This window comes from Hungatella hathewayi WAL-18680, assembly GCF_000235505.1.
GTDB lineage: Bacteria > Bacillota > Clostridia > Lachnospirales > Lachnospiraceae > Hungatella_A > Hungatella_A hathewayi_A.
On the sequence record NZ_JH379027.1, the window covers coordinates 2,523,805 to 2,544,637 of the forward strand.

General features: G+C 48.1%; 18 protein-coding genes and 1 riboswitch. Of the genes, 17 read left to right on the forward strand and 1 reads right to left on the reverse strand.

From position 1 onward, the window contains the following. Nucleotides 1-113: 113 nt before the first annotated feature. The 13 genes from HMPREF9473_RS11325 (at nucleotide 114) to HMPREF9473_RS11385 (ending at nucleotide 14,681) form a co-directional block, all read left to right on the forward strand. A complete protein-coding gene (locus HMPREF9473_RS11325; RefSeq protein ID WP_187388704.1) occupies nucleotides 114-1,019 on the forward strand; it encodes a LysR family transcriptional regulator in 906 nt (301 codons plus the stop codon). A 6-nt stretch (nucleotides 1,020-1,025) separates the two neighbouring features. Next, complete coding sequence (locus HMPREF9473_RS11330) at nucleotides 1,026-1,916, forward strand: LysR family transcriptional regulator (protein WP_006780244.1); 891 nt, start codon at nucleotides 1,026-1,028, stop codon at nucleotides 1,914-1,916. Nucleotides 1,917-2,149: 233 nt separating this feature from the next. After that, the gene (locus HMPREF9473_RS11335; protein WP_006780245.1) at nucleotides 2,150-3,865 is read left to right on the forward strand and encodes an ABC transporter substrate-binding protein; all 1,716 of its coding nucleotides are present in this window, start codon (nucleotides 2,150-2,152) and stop codon (nucleotides 3,863-3,865) included. Between the two features lie 24 nt (nucleotides 3,866-3,889). Beyond that, nucleotides 3,890-4,810: an ABC transporter permease gene (locus HMPREF9473_RS11340; protein WP_006780246.1), complete on the forward strand. Its 921-nt coding sequence runs from the start codon at nucleotides 3,890-3,892 to the stop codon at nucleotides 4,808-4,810. A gap of 15 nt (nucleotides 4,811-4,825) precedes the next feature. Beyond that, nucleotides 4,826-5,680 carry an ABC transporter permease gene (locus HMPREF9473_RS11345; protein WP_006780247.1) on the forward strand — a complete coding sequence of 285 codons (855 nt, stop codon included), beginning with the start codon at nucleotides 4,826-4,828 and terminating at the stop codon, nucleotides 5,678-5,680. A gap of 19 nt (nucleotides 5,681-5,699) precedes the next feature. Continuing rightward, nucleotides 5,700-6,671 (forward strand): ABC transporter ATP-binding protein, encoded by a 972-nt coding sequence (locus HMPREF9473_RS11350; protein ID WP_006780248.1) that lies wholly within the window; start codon nucleotides 5,700-5,702, stop codon nucleotides 6,669-6,671. After that, nucleotides 6,668-7,660 carry an ABC transporter ATP-binding protein gene (locus HMPREF9473_RS11355; protein ID WP_006780249.1) on the forward strand — a complete coding sequence of 331 codons (993 nt, stop codon included), beginning with the start codon at nucleotides 6,668-6,670 and terminating at the stop codon, nucleotides 7,658-7,660. Before HMPREF9473_RS11350 ends, HMPREF9473_RS11355 begins: the two co-directional genes overlap by 4 nt. Before the next feature lie 26 nt (nucleotides 7,661-7,686). Further along, nucleotides 7,687-8,760, forward strand: coding sequence for an alpha/beta hydrolase (locus tag HMPREF9473_RS11360; protein ID WP_006780250.1), 1,074 nt, complete (start codon nucleotides 7,687-7,689; stop codon nucleotides 8,758-8,760). Between the two features lie 2 nt (nucleotides 8,761-8,762). Then, on the forward strand, nucleotides 8,763-9,953 hold the full coding sequence (locus HMPREF9473_RS11365; RefSeq protein ID WP_006780251.1) for an MFS transporter: 1,191 nt from the start codon (nucleotides 8,763-8,765) through the stop codon (nucleotides 9,951-9,953). An 11-nt stretch (nucleotides 9,954-9,964) separates the two neighbouring features. Further along, nucleotides 9,965-10,912, forward strand: coding sequence for an MBL fold metallo-hydrolase (locus tag HMPREF9473_RS11370; RefSeq protein WP_006780252.1), 948 nt, complete (start codon nucleotides 9,965-9,967; stop codon nucleotides 10,910-10,912). Between the two features lie 32 nt (nucleotides 10,913-10,944). Then, a complete protein-coding gene (locus tag HMPREF9473_RS11375) occupies nucleotides 10,945-12,519 on the forward strand; it encodes a carboxylesterase/lipase family protein (protein WP_006780253.1) in 1,575 nt (524 codons plus the stop codon). Nucleotides 12,520-12,537: 18 nt separating this feature from the next. Beyond that, nucleotides 12,538-13,494: a hypothetical protein gene (locus HMPREF9473_RS11380; protein ID WP_006780254.1), complete on the forward strand. Its 957-nt coding sequence runs from the start codon at nucleotides 12,538-12,540 to the stop codon at nucleotides 13,492-13,494. A 32-nt stretch (nucleotides 13,495-13,526) separates the two neighbouring features. Beyond that, entirely contained in the window at nucleotides 13,527-14,681 is a 1,155-nt protein-coding gene (locus HMPREF9473_RS11385) for a lactonase family protein (protein ID WP_006780255.1), read from the forward strand. A 50-nt stretch (nucleotides 14,682-14,731) separates the two neighbouring features. Here the strand turns inward: HMPREF9473_RS11385 and HMPREF9473_RS11390 are convergent, their stop codons facing one another. Beyond that, on the reverse strand, nucleotides 14,732-16,105 hold the full coding sequence (locus HMPREF9473_RS11390) for an MATE family efflux transporter (protein ID WP_006780256.1): 1,374 nt from the start codon (nucleotides 16,103-16,105) through the stop codon (nucleotides 14,732-14,734). A 175-nt stretch (nucleotides 16,106-16,280) separates the two neighbouring features. Beyond that, nucleotides 16,281-16,365, forward strand: a riboswitch (glycine riboswitch). A gap of 163 nt (nucleotides 16,366-16,528) precedes the next feature. On the opposite strand from HMPREF9473_RS11390, the gene gcvT reads away from it, so the two are divergent. The 4 genes from gcvT to gcvPB are packed head-to-tail and all read left to right on the forward strand — an operon-like array spanning nucleotide 16,529 to nucleotide 20,823. Further along, nucleotides 16,529-17,617: a glycine cleavage system aminomethyltransferase GcvT gene (gene gcvT / locus HMPREF9473_RS11395; RefSeq protein ID WP_006780257.1), complete on the forward strand. Its 1,089-nt coding sequence runs from the start codon at nucleotides 16,529-16,531 to the stop codon at nucleotides 17,615-17,617. A 50-nt stretch (nucleotides 17,618-17,667) separates the two neighbouring features. Further along, entirely contained in the window at nucleotides 17,668-18,045 is a 378-nt protein-coding gene (gene gcvH, locus HMPREF9473_RS11400; RefSeq protein ID WP_006780258.1) for a glycine cleavage system protein GcvH, read from the forward strand. 16 nt (nucleotides 18,046-18,061) lie between these two features. After that, nucleotides 18,062-19,375 (forward strand): aminomethyl-transferring glycine dehydrogenase subunit GcvPA, encoded by a 1,314-nt coding sequence (gcvPA, locus tag HMPREF9473_RS11405; protein ID WP_006780259.1) that lies wholly within the window; start codon nucleotides 18,062-18,064, stop codon nucleotides 19,373-19,375. Beyond that, a complete protein-coding gene (gene gcvPB / locus HMPREF9473_RS11410) occupies nucleotides 19,375-20,823 on the forward strand; it encodes an aminomethyl-transferring glycine dehydrogenase subunit GcvPB (protein WP_006780260.1) in 1,449 nt (482 codons plus the stop codon). The genes gcvPA and gcvPB overlap by 1 nt, the downstream gene beginning before the upstream one ends. Nucleotides 20,824-20,833: the final 10 nt, after the last annotated feature.

The window sequence follows — 20,833 nt, forward strand, 5'->3', positions numbered from 1 at the left end:
TTGTTACCATTTATTATAAATGTCAATAACTTGACAAGCAATGCGGATTATATTACGATTAATAACAAACAGGAATAATTGGGGAGAAGATGGGGGAATGATTTACGATGGATATGGAGCATATCAGGGAGTTTACGGTATTGGCGGAGATTGGGAGTTTTACGGAGGCCTCCCGCCGTCTGTCCATTTCCCAGCCGGTGCTGTCAAAGCATATTAAAATGCTGGAATTGGATTTAGGGGCACAATTATTTAAGCGGAATAAACGGTCAATGGAATTGAGTGAATATGGGAAATTGCTTTTGCCCTATGCGCAGCAGATTGTACAGATTCAGAATGAAGTTGCAGATGCATTTTCTTCCAGACATCACGCCATCGCTGGTACGTTGACAATTGGAGCATTGCCAACAGCATCCTACTATGGATTGGGGGATGTGATATCTGGTTTTATTCAGGAAAATCCACATGTTTCAATTAACATGATTGAAGGAGACTATCACGGGTTAATCGAAATGTTGACCCAGCAGAAATGTGATTTTGCTTTTGTGAGGGAAGTAGAAGAGCCACAGAATCATTTTGCACGGATTCCGTTTGCCATGGATAAGCTGACAGCGGCCCTTCCGGAAGACCATCCGCTGGCAAAAGAGGAAGCGATACCACTTCAGCTGCTGAAAGAGGAACCGTTTATCTTTTCATCGGAGGAAACATACAGCTATCGATTCTGTATGAAGGCCTGTAAGGAAGCCGGATTTGACCCTAACATCGTTTATACCAATAACAATGGGAAGAATCTGTTAGACATGGTACGGAAAGGTGTGGGGATAACTCTGGTGAACAAACGGCCGGCGGATGTCAGAAAAGGCGAGGGAATTGTATTGGTGAACCTTACGCCGGAGGTGAGAACTCAGGTTAGTATTTATTATAACCGCTCAATGAACCTTTCCATTGCGGCCAGTCATTTTTTAATCTATGTCAACCGCCATGGAGAAAGTCACAGCACGGACGAAAAAGAGAAGGGGTAGCAGGATATGGAACTGGATTATTTGCGCGAATTTATCACTGCAGCTGAAATCTGCAATTTTTTTGAGACATCTGAACAGTTGTTTATCTCTCAGTCAACACTTTCCCGCCATATCAGAAGTATTGAAGAAAATCTGGGTGTGGCGCTGTTTGACCGCACGCCCCGAAGCATGAATTTAAACCACTATGGTAAGATTTTTTTAAACTATGCCAAAGAGATTGTGCGCTTGGAGGACGAATGCCATCGGGTTCTGGAAGCAGAGCAGAAGGAGGCGGACGATACGATTCATGTATCTACAATTAATAGTTCAAGTGAATATCTTATTTCAGAAGTATTTCTTCGTTTTAAAAACCGTTATCCGGAATATCAGATGAACATCTATGAGGCGGACTCCACATTTAACATGGAAAAACTGCGTAAAGGGGAATGCGACTTTGCATTTGTAATTGAGGCAGACCGGGAGAATACGGAATTTGGACGTATCGTTTTAACCAGTGATGAGCTGGTGGCGGTGCTGCCAGCAGACCACAGGCTGGCCGTGGGGAGGGAGCCGATTCGAATGGGGCAGTTGAGTGGGGAGCCGTTGCTGCTGTTTGGAAAAAACAGCTTCCTGTATAATCTGTGCATAGAGGAATGTGAGAAGGCAGGTTTTTTCCCCAGAATCGTGTTTACCAGTTACCGCTCAGAAACCATCATGAATATGGTGAAAAAGACAATGGGAATTGCGTTAATGCTTGAGAAGGAGGTACAAGGCTATTTGACAGACGACATCGTAATTGTAAAAATTGTGCCGGAGATAAAGGTGGATATGAACCTGCGCTATCGGGAGGAGCTAATGAACCGTCACATAAACCGATGTTTTATCGAATGTGTAAAAAATATAGAACAAAAAGGATGAGAACATCCCGCCAGCGATAAGGTGGCGGGATGTCTTTTTGTAAAAGAACAATATACACAAAAACGGACGAAAGGTAATGAAAAGGAATCGAAAAAACTGCCAAATAAAATTCGATTATTCCATTTTGTATAGGAAATATTGCAAAAAATGGTTTGCTGAATAGAACAGAAAATTGTAAAGTGTTATCAGAACGAAACCTTAGCAAACTAATAAGGAATAAGAAGGAGGATACTATGAAAAAGTTATTTAAGCAATTCAGTGCAGCCGGACTGGCGGCTGTCATGGCAGTTACCCTGGCCGCATGTGGCGGCGGAGACTCCACTACCGGAAATCCGAGCGTGGACAGTCAGGCGGAACAGACAACGACAGCAGATGGGGAGAAAATGGCAGGCGGTCAGCTGGGGGCAAAAGAACTTAGCGGTGACGCGCTTACTTCTCTGCTTAAAATGCCAGAGAACTGGACAGAGAAGGACGCAACGGAAACGGTGGTTTACCAGAGCAGTTCTGCGATAAACTCTCTGGATAAATGGAGTCAGTCAGCCGGTGATACTACATTTATGATGGATTATCTGGTATTTGACGGATTGATTAACAAGGATGAGGAAGGAAATCTCATTCCGTGGCTCGCAAAATCCTGGGATATGGCAGAGGATTATACAAATATTACATTCCATCTCAGAGACGATGTATACTTCACCAATGGAGTACAGATGACTGCGGATGATGTAATCTTTTCATTTGAGCGTCTGCGGGATGATAAAGAACATTTGCCTGATTCCAGTGTGAAGAGCTGGAGAAATTACATAGGAGAGTTGGAAAAGATTGATGATTTTAACTTTGTTTTAAACTTCAGTGCACCAATGCCTGAATTCTGGACACTTGTGGATACCCCGGATGTACAGATCATCTGTAAGGAGGCATTTGAATCTACACCGTATGAAAAATTCTGGCAGAATCCGGTTGGAAGTGGACCATATGTAGTGACGTCTTTTGACGGAGCGAACTCGATTGTAGAGTTTGACTTAAGAACAGATGAACATGGATATTGGGGATATGATTATGCGGACCGTTATACTAATGTAAAACATATTACTTTCCAGTATTCACCGGAGGATACGACCCGTGTTTCTTCCCTGCGTACCGGGGAAGCCAATGTCATTAACAACGTTCCAACAACAGATGTGGAGCCCCTGTCTCTGGAAGGGTACCACATGGAAAATCTGGTTCCTGCAACATATGTATTCCTTCAGGTTTCTTGCGGACCGGACAATCCGTTCAGCAACCGGGACTTGCGTGAGGCACTGTCTCTTTGCATTGACCGCCAGCTTATAGTAGACGCACTGCTTGATGGATATGGACAGGCCTGTACCTATCCAAGTTTAGAGCATGATTTGGGATACCGGGAAAGTCCGCGGTATGAATATAACCTGGAACGGGCCAAGGAACTGGTGCAGTCGTCCGGCTATAATGGGGAAACTCTGAAATTTGTTTATACAACAAGCACGGTTTCCATTGCGACCGAGCTGTGTCAGGCAATTCAGTCTATGGCAGCATCCGCAGGATTAAATGTGGAAGTGGTTCCGCTGGAAGTTGCTGTTTATGATGATACCCGTATGAACCGGGATTATGATATCTGCCTGGCATCTATCGGCAAAAGTGGAAATATGTGGTTTAAAACGGCGGCAGAAGTAGTAGGAAATGACCGATTCAATACCGGTCTTGACAATGAAGAACTGATGGCATTGGGAGTTCGGATGCAGTCCGAGATGGATGTGGAGACCCAGGACAAGATTCTTGCAGAGATGTATGAGATGGAACTGAAAGAATTTGAGCCAAATCTGTATTTATACTGGCCTACGATTGTATACAGCTGGGATAGTAACATCCATGGTATTTCTTTCCATGGACATAAAATCGGTGACTTGAGTGCAATGGTTTGGAACAAGTAGGCAGATAAACGGAGGGAGTAATCATTGAAGAAAAATATGATTCGAAGGATTTTAGCATCCTTTATCGTTTTGCTTGGTGTGACGCTGGTAGCTTTTCTTCTGGTGCGTTTGGGCGGTGGTGACCCGGCCCGTATGATGGCAGGTGATACGGCGACACTGGAGGAAGTAGAAGAGTACCGTATCCGAATGGGGCTTGATAAACCGTGGATTATCCAGTATCTGACCTATATGAAAGGACTTCTGAAAGGTGATTTGGGGTATTCCTGGAAATATGGAATGAGTGTGTCGGAAATACTGTCAACCCGTCTGCCCCAGACTCTGATACTGAGTTTGTTTGGCTTTGGCTGGGCCTGTGTATTTTCCATTATTCTTGGTGTAATAGCTGGGGTGAAACAGGGGACGGCCGTTGATTTTGGAGCCATGTTCTTTGCAATTATCGGTCAGGCTATGTCAACGGTATGGCTGGGATTTATGCTTATCCTGCTGTTTGGGGTTAAATTGGGATGGCTTCCAATCCAGGGGATGGGTGGCTTTAAAAATATGATTATGCCGGGGTTGTGTATTGGATTTGGTTTTGCAGCGAACCAGACACGTCTGATGCGTTCTGGCATGGTAGATGTCATTCGGGAAGATTATATCACAGCAACCCGTGCGAGAGGAATTTCCAAAGGGGTCACTTATATGAAATACGCCTTCCGTAATGCTTTGCTTCCCATTATTACCAATATTGGAGGGCAGTTTGGAAAACTGCTTGCAGGAGCTACGGTCGTGGAGAATATTTTCAACTGGCCGGGAATGGGCGCGCTTCTGGTTCAGGCAATTAACACCCGTGATTACCAGCTTGTTCAGTCTATTCTGTTGATATCATCGGTGATGCTGGTGGTGGGGAATCTGCTTGCGGATATACTGTACACCGTGGTAGACCCGCGGATTTCGTTTAACTAAGGAGGGAGATTCAGAATGAAATTAAGTACGGTTCTCAGGCGAATGAGAAAAAGTAAATTGTTCATGATTGGATTCAGTCTCCTTGTAGTTATCATTGTGGTATGCTTTACGTCCAAATTTTGGGTACAATGGGATTCGGAGGAATCCAATCTGCTGGCCAGACTGGCGCGGCCGGATTGGTTTACGAACGGTTTGAAGGGACATCCCTTCGGGTGTGACCCTCTTGGACGAGATTTACTCACCCGTCTGCTGGAAGGTGGCTGGGTATCTCTCAAGATTACATTCCTGGTGACGGTAATCAGTATGTTTTTGGGTTCCATGGTGGGGTTGGTCAGTGGATATTATGGAGGGAAGATAGATTTAATTATCATGCGGTTCTGTGATGTCTTACAGGCAATTCCCCAGTTGATGCTGGCGATTTGTGTTGTGGCAGTGATGGGAACCAGTATGGTTAATCTGATTTTTACACTTAGCGCAACCGGGTGGGTGGCAACAGCCCGGTTGGTGCGCGCGACAGTTCTGGGTATGAAAAACAAAGAATTTATTTCGGCATCTAAGGTTCTTGGAGCCAGCGGTAAACGGATATTATGGAAAGAACTGTTTCCAAATACGATTACACCCTTGATGATTTCAGCCAGCGGACATTTTGGCGGAACAATCCTGGTGGAAACCAGCTTAAGCTATTTAGGCATGGGTGTTCCGGTGCCAACGCCGTCCTGGGGAAACTTGATTTCTGATGGCCGTACCTACATCACTTCCGCACCGTGGGTCGTTATCGCACCTGGAATTGCTCTAATGCTGACGGTACTGGCATTTAACTTTATGGGCGACGGTATCCGTGACGTTTTTGACCCGAAAAATACCAACTAGAGGAGAGAGGTGGAGAAAAGTGGAAAAAGAACTGTTGCGGATTGAGAATCTGTGTGTGGAGTATCGTTCTGGCGGTGGTGTATCAAAAGCTGTGAATGGGCTGAATCTTACCATTCATAAGGGGGAAGCTCTGGGCCTGGTAGGAGAGAGTGGAGCAGGAAAAACAACGACGGCGTTGTCAGTGATGGGACTTTTACCGGACAAAGTAGGTTACATTACTCAAGGGGATATCCGGTACTGTGGGGAATCCCTTTTAAATAAAAAGAGCAGAGAACTGGACCAGATACGTGGAAACAAGATTTCGATGGTATTTGCGAATCCGCTGACATCCTTGAATCCGGTGTTCACGGTTGGGCATCAGATTGCAATGGGGCTGCGCAAACATAAAAAATTGAGTAAAAAAGAGGCACAGCAGGAGGCAGCCAGACTTTTGGAAATGGTGGGAATCGCTTCCTACCGTCTGGATGATTATCCCCATCAATTTTCAGGTGGGATGCGCCAGCGTGTTGGAATTGCGGCCGCGCTGGCCTGCTCCCCGGAGCTTCTTCTGGCGGATGAACCGACAACTGCTCTTGATGTAACCATTCAGGCACAAATACTGGAACTGATGGAAAAGCTCCAGAAAGAGTATTCCACATCGCTGGTAATGATTACCCATAACCTGGGAATTATCGCGGAGCTTTGTCAGAAGGTTGCAATCATGTATGGAGGGGAGATTGTAGAGTATGGAAATGTGCAGGAAGTGTTTGAGAACCCGAAGCACTGGTATACTTATGGGCTGCTTCATGCCATTCCAAAACTGACTGGGGAGAGACAGCCGCTGGAATCAATTCCCGGCTCGGTTGCGAATTCTCAGAATCTGCCGGAAGGATGTAAATTTCATAACCGCTGTGCGCACTGTACAAACCGGTGTGAAAAAGAAAATCCTTCTTTGATAAAAATCAATGAACATCATTATGCCGCATGTTGGGAGGTGCCAAAAAGCCTATGACGGAGTTAAAAAATGAAACTAAGCCGCTTATAAAAGTGCGGGATTTAAAAATGCATTTTGATATTCCAGGAAAAGGAAAACTTCATGCAGTTGATGGTGTTTCCTTCGATATTATGCCGAATGAGACTGTTGGCCTGGTAGGGGAGAGCGGGTGTGGGAAAAGTACGGTTGGAAACGTGATGATCCGCCTGCTTAAGGCGACCTCCGGGCATGTATATTTTGATGAAACTGATGTAGTCACAGCAAAGAATCGAGAACTGGCAGAAATTCGCAAGAAGATGCAGATTATCTTCCAGGACCCGTACTCCTCCTTGAATCCGAGGGAAACCATCCAGACCATTCTGGCAGACCCCTATCAGATACATCATATGGCGTCGGGCGCCGAACTGAAGAAAATGGTCCGGGAGCTGGCGGAATCCGTAGGCCTGGAGCCCTATGTGCTGGATAAATTTCCTCATGAACTGGATGGAGGCAAACGTCAGCTTACGGGAATTGCCAGAGCACTGGCATTGAAACCTAAGTTCATTATCTGTGATGAGCCGGTTTCAGCACTGGATGTGTCTGTTCAGGCAACCATCATCAATCTGCTGATTGAGATGCAGAAAAAGATGGGACTTTCCTATCTTTTTGTCTCCCATGATTTAAGTGTTGTACGGCATATTTCCAATCGTGTTGCGGTGATGTATCTGGGGCAGATTGTGGAACTGGCGCCTACGGATGAAATTTTTAATAATGCGCTGCATCCATATACCATTGCCCTGCTTTCGGCGGTGCCAAAAGTGGACTTTCACGACCAGGCGAAACGGATTGTCTTAAAAGGAGATGTTCCAAGCCCTATGAACCCAAAGCCAGGATGTCGTTTTGCATCGCGTTGTCCCATGGCACAGGAATTTTGTAAGGACGAGACACCGAAATTGCGGGAAGTGTCTTCCGGTCACTGTGTGGCATGCCATTACTGGAAAGAAGCGCAAAACCTTCTGGACAATTAACAAGACAAAATTGGAGGCTTGAAACTATGAAAACAAAACAGGAATGGTATGATGAGCTTTACGAGTATCATTTGCAATGTCGTCATTATATTGATGAATATAAGGCCTTTGAGGCGGAGTCTTATCAGAACTTTATACAGATAGAGCGGGAGGCATTTCGTATGCTGTACCGTATCAATCTGGAAACAGGAAATGCAACCATGCCTGAGGGATACGGCGAGAGTGATTATGAGGCGATGATTCACCGGCTGCATGAGGCGGAAGAGGCATTGGTCTGCCTTCATAATCCGGAGGAAGATAAAATTCCAATCTGGAATGGAGACAACATCCCGTGGGATAGGATTCCAAAAGATATCTGGACAAAAAACAGTTATGATGCCGCTGATTTTAAACCGCATCTGGTGTCTTTTCTGCAGGACGATGGTATGTCTCACCCTGCTGTGATTGTGATGGCCGGAAGTGCCCGTTTTAACATGCCGGAGGCATTTCCACCAGCAGTATTTTTTCAAAAACACGGTTATCAGGCATTTGTTTTGAATAATCGGATTGCATTTGGAGAAGAGGAACGCAAGACAGCCAACCGTGCAATGGATTTACAGAGAGCAATCCGTCTGATTCGGGCGCGGGCGGAGGAATTCCATGTAGACCCCGAGCGGATTTGTATCATGTGTTGTTCTCTGGGAAACCGTCTGGCCATTGATATGATTAACAAATTGGGAATCCGCACGATTCCATCAAGAGTGGATAATCAGTATCTGCCAGATGAGATTGACCGGGTATCGGCATCGGTTTCCGCTTATATCTCTTTGTATCCGGCTACATTTTTATCGGATACACAGATGAATTACAAGGACTTTCCTCCTGTATTTGCGGTTATGGGAAATGAGGACCGCTCCATGTGGCGGATGATGCCGTTCTTTTACAACCTTATAATGAATGATGTGAAGGTAGAATTGCATCTATATGATGGCGCGGGACATGGATTTGCCCTTGCAAACGAGAAATATGCAATGGAGCAGCAGGGGACGATTGAGCATGCGTGGGAAGAATGGACCCATCTGCTTCTTATGTGGCTGGACCGCCAGCTTAAGAGGGAGTGAATATGGGTCAGGCAGTGATTGGAAAACAAAGTACTGTAAAAGAACCGGTCAATATATGGAACCGGACATTTATCAGTGTATTTCTGACAAATGGGATGATGTATCTGGGGCAGCAGATGGTTCAGCCGCTTATCACTTCCTATGCCAAAACGCTTGGAGCGACGGAGACCGTGATTGGCTTAGTGGCCAGTGCATTTACAATTACGGCAATTCTGCTGAAGGTGATATCGGCACCAGCCATTGATACGTACAATAAAAAATATTTATTGTGCGGAGCCATGTGCATAATGGGAACTGCCTATTTAGGATTCGCTTTTGCGGGGACCGTACCGGCCATCTTTGGCTTTCGTCTGCTTCAGGGGTGTGGACAGGCATTTACTACTTCCTGCTGTCTGGCATTGGCCACAGATGCACTGCCGCAGAAGAAACTGGGACAGGGAATTGGTGTTTTTGCGTTGGCTCAATCTGTTTGTCAGGCAATCGGCCCGACTTTGGGGAAGTTTATCCAGAGTATATTCGGATACGGAACAACATTTTTGACGGCGGCGGTGTTTATGTTTTTAGGTGCCTTCTGTGCTTTGTTGATCCGGAACCGCTATGAGAAGACAAGGCGGTTCCAAATTTCCCTGCACAGTATGATTGCCACGGAGGTAATGGTGCCGGCGGTGACCCAGTTCTTTCTGGCCTTTGCATATTGTTTAATTAATTCTTATTTATATATCTTTGCAGAGTCGCAGGGGGTGACCGGAGGAAATATTGGATTTTTCTTCACTATATATGCTGGCACATTGTTGATATCCAGGCCGCTGGTAGGAAAATTGACGGACCGTTATGGGACATTCAGGGTTGTGATACCGGCTATTGGATTTTTTGCTCTTTCCTTTTTGATGATTAGCTGTTCGACGACACTGTGGATGTTTTATGTGGCAGCCTTTGTTTCGGCGTTCGGATATGGCGCATGTACCCCGGCCCTCCAGGCCCTTTGTATGCGTATGGTGACAAAAGAACGTCGTGGGGCGGCAAGCTGCACCAATTATCTTGGGACGGATTTCGGATTCCTGTTTGGACCTTTGACAGCCGGATTTATTGCAGAGAAAATGGGTTATGTGATGATGTGGAGATTAATGCTGATTCCGTTGTTTTGTGCGGCCATGGTGATGGTAGTGTATCGTGACAGGATTCAGAAAGGATAGAGAGGTGAGATATGAAATCGAGAGTGTTGATAGAACAGGAACCGGTGGACCCTATAAGCAGCGCATGGATGAAACAGCTTCGAAATTTTAATCGAACAAAATGCGTATATGAGATAAATCCTTATGTGGAGGTATACCGGTTCCGTGACAATGTTTATGGCCTTTTAACGGACAGTGCTGACGGAATGGGGGCCCCTTGGATGTATTTGGTAATCGGCAGCCAAAGGGCTATGTTGATTGATACCGGTTTCGGAATTGGGAATCTAAAAGGACTGGTGGACGAACTAACAGGAGGAATGCCGCTGATTGTAGTGAACACACATGCTCATTTTGACCATTGTTATGGGAACTGTCAGTTTGAGCAGGTATACTGTCATGAATGGGAGGCGCCATATCTGGAAGCAAAACAGGACAGCCATATCTGGGATTATCTTTTTGATGAGCAGGGAAAGAATCGCTGGTGTGAGTTTGACAGGGCGGACATCATTTCATTCCGGCGTTATCACGTTGTACCATGTCAGGATGGCGCCCTGTTCGATTTAGGAGATGGGTATGAGGTTGAACTGATACATACGGCCGGTCATTCGCCGGGGCATGCAGCGTTTTTAGATAAAACTAATCGAATTTTGTTTTGCGGGGATGATTTTCTGAGTATGCGTGTGGGTATCGGCGGTCCAAAGCCTGGAATGCCTTACGGAGACTATGCAACGGTACATGCGTTTTGTAAGGAGACGGAGAAACTTGCTGGCCGCCTTGAAGAGTTTGATGCATTATTTCCGGGACATTTTGTTGTGGATATTGATAGCAGGGTTGTCCTGGATATGCTCAGGGTACTTAAGGAAGTAGTAAAAGCCCCTGGGCAATATGATTATCAGGAGTTAAACAGACGGGGGGTCATGAATTATTTCCGCTTTGTAAAAGGACTGGGAGTTTTGGCTTACAACTCCGAGAGCATTTAAATTCATCACAATCAATTCTAGGAGGGAAAAACATGGCGCTTGGTATTGTTAAAACAACTTGCGGTTTGATAAAAGGCGAGGAATATGGCGGTGATTATAGTGGTATTACCGTTTTTAGAGGAATTCCTTATGCGGCTCCGCCTGTGGGAAACCTGCGGTTTGCACCGCCGGAGGATCCGGCCTGCTGGGAAGGAATTCGTGAATGTACCCAGTTTGCTCCGGCTGCGGTTCAGACTCCCCTGTCTGACCGGCACGCTAAGGAATATTATTATGATGGCTTTCCGGAAATGAGTGAGGATTGCCTGTATTTGAATGTATGCAGTGGTGCACAGGCAGCGGGTGAAAAGCGGCCTGTGTATCTGTGGTTTCATGGGGGAGGTCTTACCAACTGCTATTCTTATGAAAAACAATTTAATCCGCAGGTATTGGCTAAAAAGGGTATCGTTGTAGTAACAGTCGGCCAGAGACTGAATCTTTTTGGATATCTGGTGCTGCCACAGCTGGATAAGGAGCAAAATGGAAAAAGCGGTAATTATGGTTTTATGGACCAATTGAAGGCGTTGGAGTGGGTGGTTTCCAACATTTCCGCATTTGGAGGAGACCCGGACTGCATCACAGCAGGTGGGCAATCCGGCGGCTGTCTGAAAGCGGCTATGCTGGCGGCGTCCCCGGCAGGTAAAGGAAGAATCCGAAGGGTCATTAGTCATAGTGGATTAAAATGGATGATTCCATTCAAATCCAGAGAAGAAGCTGCGGAGATTGGTAAAAAATATCTTGCTCATATAGGTCTTCCGAAGGATATTTCACCGGAAGAACTCAGAAGTCTGCCAACGGAGCAGCTTTATAGTATGACGGCTGGCAGAGCAATTATGCCGGGAGATATGGTGCCTGATGGAGATTTGATTCCTTATGAAACAGTGGCGGAATGTTTTGAACACTTTCTTGGACAGGTGGACTTTTTGAACAGTTGCAATCTGGGAGAGGTCCAGATGGAGGAAATACGCAGCGCAGATGCGTTTTACCGTCATTTTAAAGAACTGCTGGGAACCTTGTATGACGCCTATGATTTTGAACAGCTGGTTCAAGTGGAGGATGAGGAAGCATGGCTGATGAGTCAGAAGCTGGCAGTTCTTGGGCTGGCAAAACGGGAAGGGATGAATGTCAGCCGGAATTTAATGCTGAATCAGATGTTCGGGAGATATATGGACGCTCATGCACCTGGTTCCCATGTCTATAACGGGCTATGGACACACCGAATACCGCTGACAGGAGAAGACTTGGGCAGCGAACGGGACTGTGATGTGGCTCTTGCATGGCATTCCACTGAGTTGTGGTTTACGTTCGCGTCTCTGCGGGAAGGGGTACCGCCGGACCGTCCATGGAGAGAAGTGGATGTTAGGATGGCCAGACTGCTGAGTTCTTATTGGGCCAATTTTATCCGAAGCGGAAATCCAAACGGAGTAGGTCTGCCATTCTGGCCGGAATCCACGAAAGATTACGGATATCTGGAACTAGGTGAAGAGATGAATGCGCATCAGGGAATTCATAGCAGGCTGGATGAACTGATACATGCATTTGTGCAGAAGGAATATCGTTTGGACTTGTAAGAAAGAAGGAGGGATATTGTGGGACAGCAGGCAGAGTTAAAAAATCAGTACTTGACAGTTACCGTCCGGCTGCCGGAGGAGAATCCAAAAACACAGCGGTTTGACACGGCGGCTGTAATTAGTCAGGTGGTTTTGAACGGAAGGCATACATTTTGTCAGCCAGAGCAGCTTTTGCAGCACAGAGTGAATACGGATGGCTGCGGTCTGTGCTCGGAATTTTTGTGGAATGATTTGCCGAAAGAGGTAAAGGCAGGGGAGTATTTTCCGAAGCTGGGAGTGGGAATTTTCACACAGCCGGAGGATAATCTCAGGTTTGATAAATGGAGAAAGTACGAAGTATCCCGGTTTGAAAAATCGTGGAGTGTGGGAAAAAACGAGGTGCTGTTTGAGGAAATTCCACGGCTGTGTATGGGGATTGCCGCCCATATTTTCAAGCGGGTATCCATCTATCAGAATACGTTGACGGTGTCCACTACCATTGAAAATTTGGGAAGCAGAAAATTGGAACTCAGTGAATTTCAGCATAACTTTGTGGCAATTGATGATTTACCTGCGGGACCAGGATACTGTCTGGAACTGCCATTTGCAGGGGGATTGGATGACGGTACATGGGAATTTCATGCGCTTGACCGGGAGGGCGTTCCAGCAGAAGTAATTGAGCCACCAATTTATATCAAAGGACAGAATATGTATTTTCATGAGTCAATGGATCAGAAAACCTTACATAAAATAACATTGAATCCGAATATCCGTACACTACCGGAATATAGCTGGCGGCTTAAACATGAGAAAAGTACGGCATCAGTGGAGGAAATAATACATTTCCTTCCGGAAAAATTTTCTTTATGGAGTATTGAGCATGTGATTAGCACGGAAGTGCATTGCAAAATATCTCTGGAACCGGGCCAGAGAATGAACTTTGTCCGCACCTGGAGGTTCGAGGATGAAAAAACTCGTTTGATGGAGCAGGCATAGAAGACAGTATAAAAATGAAAGGAGTGTGCAGAGTGGAAAATCATACATATGCACTGGTTGGAAACTGGAGAATACAGGATGGGACAAAAGGATTTTCCGTATACAGCTATGATATGGAGACTTCACATATGGAATGTATCCATACGATACTGGAGCATGTATCTGTTGGGATGCAGTATCTTGACGAGGAGAGGGGCATTGTCTATGTGGTTGATGAGCGTGGAGACAGCCGGGAGCAGACCGGGGGCGGTGGTTATGTGCTGGCCATCCGGATTGACCGGGAAAACGGCCATGCAGAACTGATAAACGAGGCATCCTCCCTTCTTCCTAAGCCCTCCTATGTATGGATGGACAAATCGAGGAAGTATCTGCTGGTGGTTCATCATCTGAATGACTACTATATCAATAAAATTGTCAGAAAGGAAGATGGAGGATACGGCTCGGAGGTTCAGTATGATGATGGAGGAATTGTTGTATTCAGGCTGGAGGAAGACGGGAGTATAGGGGAGATTTGTGATGTCCTCATCGTGAAAGGCGAACGTGAGAATCCGGACCATGCGGTTCCCCATCAGCATTGTATTTTGGCAGATTCCACGGGGGAGATCTATGCGGTCTGTGACAAAGGACTGGACAAGGTATTCACCTTCCGGCTGGACCGGGACAAAGGAAAGCTGTGCCCGTTGTCAAGATATCCGGTGAAGGATGGAAGCGCTCCGCGCTATTGTGCGTTTCATCCTGGGAAACCCTTCCTTTTCGTGGATTTTGAGCAGCTGCCGGAGGTGCACTCATTTCAGGTGGATATGGCGTCAGGAGAATTGAAACTGGTGGGGAAAGCACCGCTGATTTTGGAAGAAACGGTACTGCCTGACGGGATTGTTCTCTATGCGGCGGATATCATTGTACATCCTAAGGGAACTTATCTTTATGTGTCAATCCGAAATGCTGATATGATTTCTGTTTATGATATCAAGGAAGATGGAAGCCTTCGGCTGAAACAGAATATCTCAGCAGGGGGAATTGACCCGCGGGGACTTTGTATTACACCGGACGAGCGATATCTGCTGGTCACTCATGTGCGGACTGCGGACATTGGTTCTTTTCGGATTATGGAGGATGGAATGCTGACTTTGACGGAAGAGGGTGCACAGGCTATCCGTCCGGGTAACATCAGAATTATGGAAGGATAAAAAGGAAGGCCATAAGAAGTAAAACTCTTCATGGCCTTCCTTTTTTCGGTTTAATCAGATAGAAGTTTTCGAGAGCGCCATTTGCCACTGAGAAAATATACAAGTACCAACAGCGCCGGCAAGGTACGTGAAAGGGCGGTTCCCCAAAAATACCCGATGGCTTCCATGTGGAGGATGCGGGTGAAAATTAAACTTAGGCCAATCCGGCAGATGAATCCGTCCAGTACCCCCACAAAGAACCCAAGAGATACATTCCCACAGCCGGTTACCATGGCCTGGAAAGGCCCGGTTACTGCGGATATCAGAAAGTGAATCCACATGATATGCAGGTATATGACTCCATATTCCAGAACCTCGGAATCAGTAGTAAAGATTCCAAAGACGGCCTTTGGCCATGTGGTGCAGATAAAGACGGCCAGTATCGCAGTCAGAAGACAGGAGCCAAAAGACCACCAGATTGTACGGGCGGCCCGGTCTTGTTTGCGAGCTCCCAGACATTGACCAACCATGGCTCCGGCGGCCGTGTCGATTCCAAGAATAAAAACTTCACAGAACTTTTGAATTTTATTTCCAATACTGTTGGTGGCTGATACGGTCAGTCCGTAAGCATTTAAATTGGCGTTGACCCAGAGCATGGAAAAACGAACCAGAATTGTTTTTGCAAGCTGAGGAATACCAAGTACCATAATCAGTTTGAAGCATTGCCAGTCAATCTTAAAAAAAGAGGGGCGAAGTTCAAATTCAAACTGCGTCCGGTGACGATACATATAGTAGAATGCGGCGAGAAAAGCCCCAATTTGGGAGAGGGTGGTTGCAATCGCGGTACCGGCAGCATCCATATGGAATACGACAACCAGAGCCAGGTCTGAAACGATATTTACGATAGCGGCGATGATGATAAAATACATTGGCCGTTTGGATTCCCCCATTGCCCGCAAAACACCACAGACGGCATTGTAGCCGAAGATAAAGGGCAGGCCGAGAGAGGTGATGATAAGATATTGGGCAGCTTGAGTATATGCTTGTGAAGGACAGTTTAACAGGTTAAGAATCTGTTTGTGCAGGCCAATACAGATAACTGCAAACAGAATGGACAGCACCATCATTGTGGTGAAAAGTGTGCCGATAGCCTGTTTGGATTTTTTAGTTTCCTGTGCTCCAATCAGCTGGGCCAGATATATTTGACCAGCTGTGGAAAATGAGGTTGCAATGGGGGTCATCAAATCGGAAACCTCTCCTCCGATTGATACCCCGACAGTGCCATTGCTCCCCACAAACTGGCCTATGATGATAAGGTCAACCATGGAATAGAGCTGTTGAATCAGGTTGGTTAATACAATTGGAATGGCAAAGATGAGCAGAGTCGAAAGAATTGGTCCTTCCGCCAGATTTCTTCCAACTTTTTTTGATGCTGCAGTGGACATGTCAGTTCTCCTTTCTTGGTGCTATAATTATTATAAAAGCCGCTGAAGAAAGGAACAAATTTGTTTTTGTTAACAATTATGCAAAAACGGAATAACTGAAATGATTGGTTAAATTGGATAATAATTGTTGCCGAATCTCACACAATATGATAAAATGTACTAAACGAATACTCGGTTGATGATTCCGGGAGAGACCGCCAGTCAGGATGGCGGCGCCGAAGGGGAGAGAAACTCTCAGGCAGAAGGACCGGAATCGGACGAAACTCTGGAAAGGCGAGAAGCGCCACCGACGAGGCACCCCGGAACGGCACAGTGATTCTATCGGGTAATCTTTCAGGTACGAAGACAGGGCATACAACAGTTTTTTGTTGTATGCCTTTTTCTATGTTCAAAATTTAACAATGTATAAGGAGGGAAAGAAGCATGGAATTAAAAACACCGTTATATGATATTCATAGTACCTACGGTGGGAAAATCGTTCCGTTTGCCGGCTACCTGCTTCCGGTGCAGTATGGAAGCGGCGTGATAGCGGAACACATGGCAGTGAGAAAGGACTGCGGCCTGTTTGACGTGTCCCATATGGGAGAGATTACCTGCATCGGCAGCGACGCGCTGAAGAACTTAAACCATCTGCTGACCAACGATTTCACCAGCATGAAGGACGGCCAGGCCAGGTACAGTCCCATGTGCAACGACGGCGGGGGCGTGGTGGATGACCTGATTGTATACAAAATCAGGGATGACCATTATTTTATTGTGGTAAATGCGTCCAACAAGGATAAGGATTACGCCTGGATGAAAGCTCACGAGTTCGGCGACGCGGTCTTTGAGGATATCTCGGAGACGGTGGGCCAGATCGCGCTCCAGGGTCCGAAAGCCCATGAGATACTGGCAAAGCTGGCCAAAGCGGAGGAGATTCCGGAGAAATATTACAGCGCGGTCTTTGACGGCCATGTGGCCGGAGTTCCCTGTATCATCTCCAAGACAGGATACACGGGAGAGGACGGCTACGAGCTTTACATGGCGGCTGCGGACGCGCCGGCTTTGTGGGAAGCCCTGATGGCGGCCGGCAAAGAGGAGGGCCTGATCCCCTGCGGTCTGGGGGCCAGAGACACCCTGCGGCTGGAGGCGGCCATGCCGCTTTACGGTCATGAGATGGACGACGACATTTCCCCGCTGGAAGCAGGTCTGGGGTTTGCGGTCAAGATGGGCAAAGAGGAGTTTGTGGGCAAGGAAGGAATTGAGAAACGCGGGGAGTTGACGAGGAAGCGTGTGGGCCTGAAAGTGACCGGCCGCGGAATCATCCGGGAGCATGAAAATGTGTTCGTTGGCGACAAACTGGTTGGCCAGACCACATCCGGCACCCACTGTCCGTACCTTGGATATCCGGTGGCCATGGCGCTTCTGGATATTGCATACACGGAAGTGGGCACCCAGGTGGAAGCGGAAGTGAGAGGACGGAGAGTCCCGGCGGAAGTGGTGGCGCTGCCATTTTACAAACGCCAGAAATGAGAGAACAGGAAGAACAATCATAAAAAATCATATAACGAGGAGGAATCACAATGAATTATCCCAAAGAATTAAGGTATGCGAGAACCCACGAGTGGGTAAAAATGGAAGGTGACACAGCGGTCGTCGGCTTGTCAGACTATGCCCAGAATGAGCTGGGTGACTTAGTATTCGTCAATCTCCCGGAGGTGGGGGACCAGGTGGACGCCGGCGAGACCTTTGGCGATGTGGAGTCCGTAAAAGCCGTCTCCGATTTGAACTCCCCGGTCACCGGCACCGTCACCGAGGTGAACGAAGAACTCTTAGACGCCCCGGAGCTTATCAACTCCGACCCATACGGCGCCTGGCTCATCAAGGTGGAGCCGGTGGAGGCCGAGTCAGACCTTCTCGACGCCGACGCATACGAAGCATTGATCAACGAGGAAAATTAAAACAGGGGGAATCAGCATGGGTTCTTATGTTTCAACAACAAAGGCGCAGCAGGAGGAAATGCTCCGGGAAATCGGCTATGAGGATTACGACGCCCTGTTTTCCCACATTCCGGAAAATGTGCGCTTGAAGGAACTGGCCATACCGGAAGGCTGTTCTGAGCTGGAAGCCGGCCGCCGGATAACGGCCATGGCGGATAACAATATCATTTATCCCCATATTTTCCGCGGCGCGGGCGCCTACTACCATTACATACCGGCAATTGTGAAAAGTGTAACAACCAAAGAAGATTTTGTAACCGCCTACACCCCCTACCAGGCAGAAATCAGCCAGGGGAACTTACAGGCTATCTTCGAATTCCAGACCATGATATGCGAGCTGACCGGCATGGACGCCGCCAACGCATCGGTCTACGACGGAGCCACCGCCGCGGCGGAGAGCGTGTTCATGTGCAAAGACAGAAAGCGGACGAAGGTGCTGGTATCCGCCACCACCAATCCACAGGTGCTGGAGACGATGAAGACCTACTGCTTCGGCCGTGACACCGACATTCTCGTAGTCCCCGCCAAAGACGGCGTGACAGACAGGGAGGCCCTGGCGGAAATGCTGGACGCTTCGGTATGCTGCTTCTACCAGCAGCAGCCCAACTACTACGGAATTCTGGAGGACTCCAAAGCCCTCGGTGAGCTGGTTCACGGCGCCGGCGGCAAATTTATCATGGGTGTGAATCCCATCGCCCTTGCCATCATGGAAACGCCGGCCCAGTGCGGCGCCGACGTGGCCGTGGGAGAGGGCCAGCCCCTTGGCATGCCTCTGGCATTTGGCGGCCCCTACTTAGGATTCATGGCGGCCACCAAAGAGATGATGAGAAAACTCCCCGGCAGAATCGTGGGAGAGACCGTGGACACGGATGGAAAACGCGGCTTCGTGCTGACCCTTCAGGCCAGAGAACAGCACATCCGCAGGGAGAAGGCCAGCAGCAACATCTGCTCCAACCAGGCCCTCTGCGCGCTGACGGCATCGGTGTACCTGTCCGCCATGGGGCCGGAGGGACTGAAACAGGTGGCGACACTCTGCACCTCCAAGGCACACTATCTGAGAGACAAACTGGAGAGAGCAGGATTAAAACCGGTCTATGACCAGCCATTCTTCCATGAATTCGTGACAGAATGCCCGGTGGACGGCAAAGTCCTGATGTCCCAGCTGGAGAGCAGGGGCTTCCTGGGCGGTCTTCTTCTGGAAGACAAGCGGATACTCTGGTGCGCCACGGAGATGAATGAGAAGGCGGAGATAGACCGACTGGCAGAGCTGGTGAAGGAGGTGTGTGGCTGATGAAACTGATATTTGAGAGAAGCGTACCGGGCCGCAGATGTGATATTCTGCCCCAATGCGACGTGCCGGTTGTGACTTTAGACGGTCATGAGCGCCAGGGAGCCCTTCATTTGCCGGAGGTCTCCGAGCAGGACATCAGCAGGCATTACACGGAGCTTGCCAAGGCCACCCACGGGGTGAACGACGGTTTCTATCCCCTGGGCTCCTGCACCATGAAATACAACCCAAAGATTAATGAGGAAATGGCATCGCTTCCCAAGTTTACCCGCATCCACCCCCTTCAGCCGGAATCCAGTGTCCAGGGCTGCCTGGAGGTGCTTAAGACGGCGGAGACCCTGCTGTGTGAGATTACCGGCATGGATGAGATGTCCTTCCAGCCGGCGGCCGGCGCCCACGGGGAATTTACCGGCCTGCTGTTAATCAAGGCGTATCATGAGAGCCGTGGCGACAAGGGGCGAAAGAAAATCATCGTTCCCGATTCCGCCCACGGCACCAACCCGGCCAGCGCGGTGATGGCTGGATTTGAGGTGGTCAATATCCCCTCCCAGGAGGACGGCTGTGTGGATTTGGAGAAGCTGCGGGCCGCTGTGGGAGAGGACACGGCGGGACTGATGCTGACCAATCCCAATACGGTAGGACTGTTTGACAAAAATATTCTGGATATCACCCGCATCATCCATGAGGCCGGTGGGCTTAATTACTATGACGGGGCCAACCTAAACGCGGTGATGGGCATTGTACGGCCGGGTGATATGGGCTTTGACGTGATTCATTTAAACCTGCACAAGACATTTTCCACTCCTCACGGAGGCGGCGGGCCGGGAAGCGGACCGGTGGGCTGTAAGGAATTCCTGGCGGAATTTCTGCCTGGGAAACAGGTGGTGAAGGCGGAAGACGGCGGATATCATCTGGAGCAGAAAGCATCCTCCGTCGGCATGGTGAAATCATTTTACGGAAATTTCCTGGTGGTGGTAAAGGCATTGACCTACATCACGATGCTGGGAAAACAGGGAATTCCTGAGGCCAGCCGCAATGCGGTTCTGAACGCCAACTACATCAGGGTCAAACTGTCGCCCTATTACCATATGCCATATCAGGAGACCTGCATGCATGAGTTTGTCATGAGTCTGGAGCAGGAGAAGCATGAGATAGACGTATCGGCCATGGACATCGCCAAGGCGCTGTTAGATTACGGCATCCACCCGCCGACCATGTACTTCCCGCTGATTGTCCACGAGGCGCTGATGGTGGAGCCGACGGAGACCGAGTCCAGGGAGAATCTGGATGAGCTGATTCACGCGTTTGTGGAGATCTATGAGACGGCGAAAAAGGACCCGGAGAAAGTCCGCACCGCCCCCCATTTTACCATGGTGGGACGCCTCGACGAGGTGGCGGCGGCCAGAAATCCGAGACTTAGGTACGAATTTGAGACGGAATGCGACTGCTGACAGGAGACGA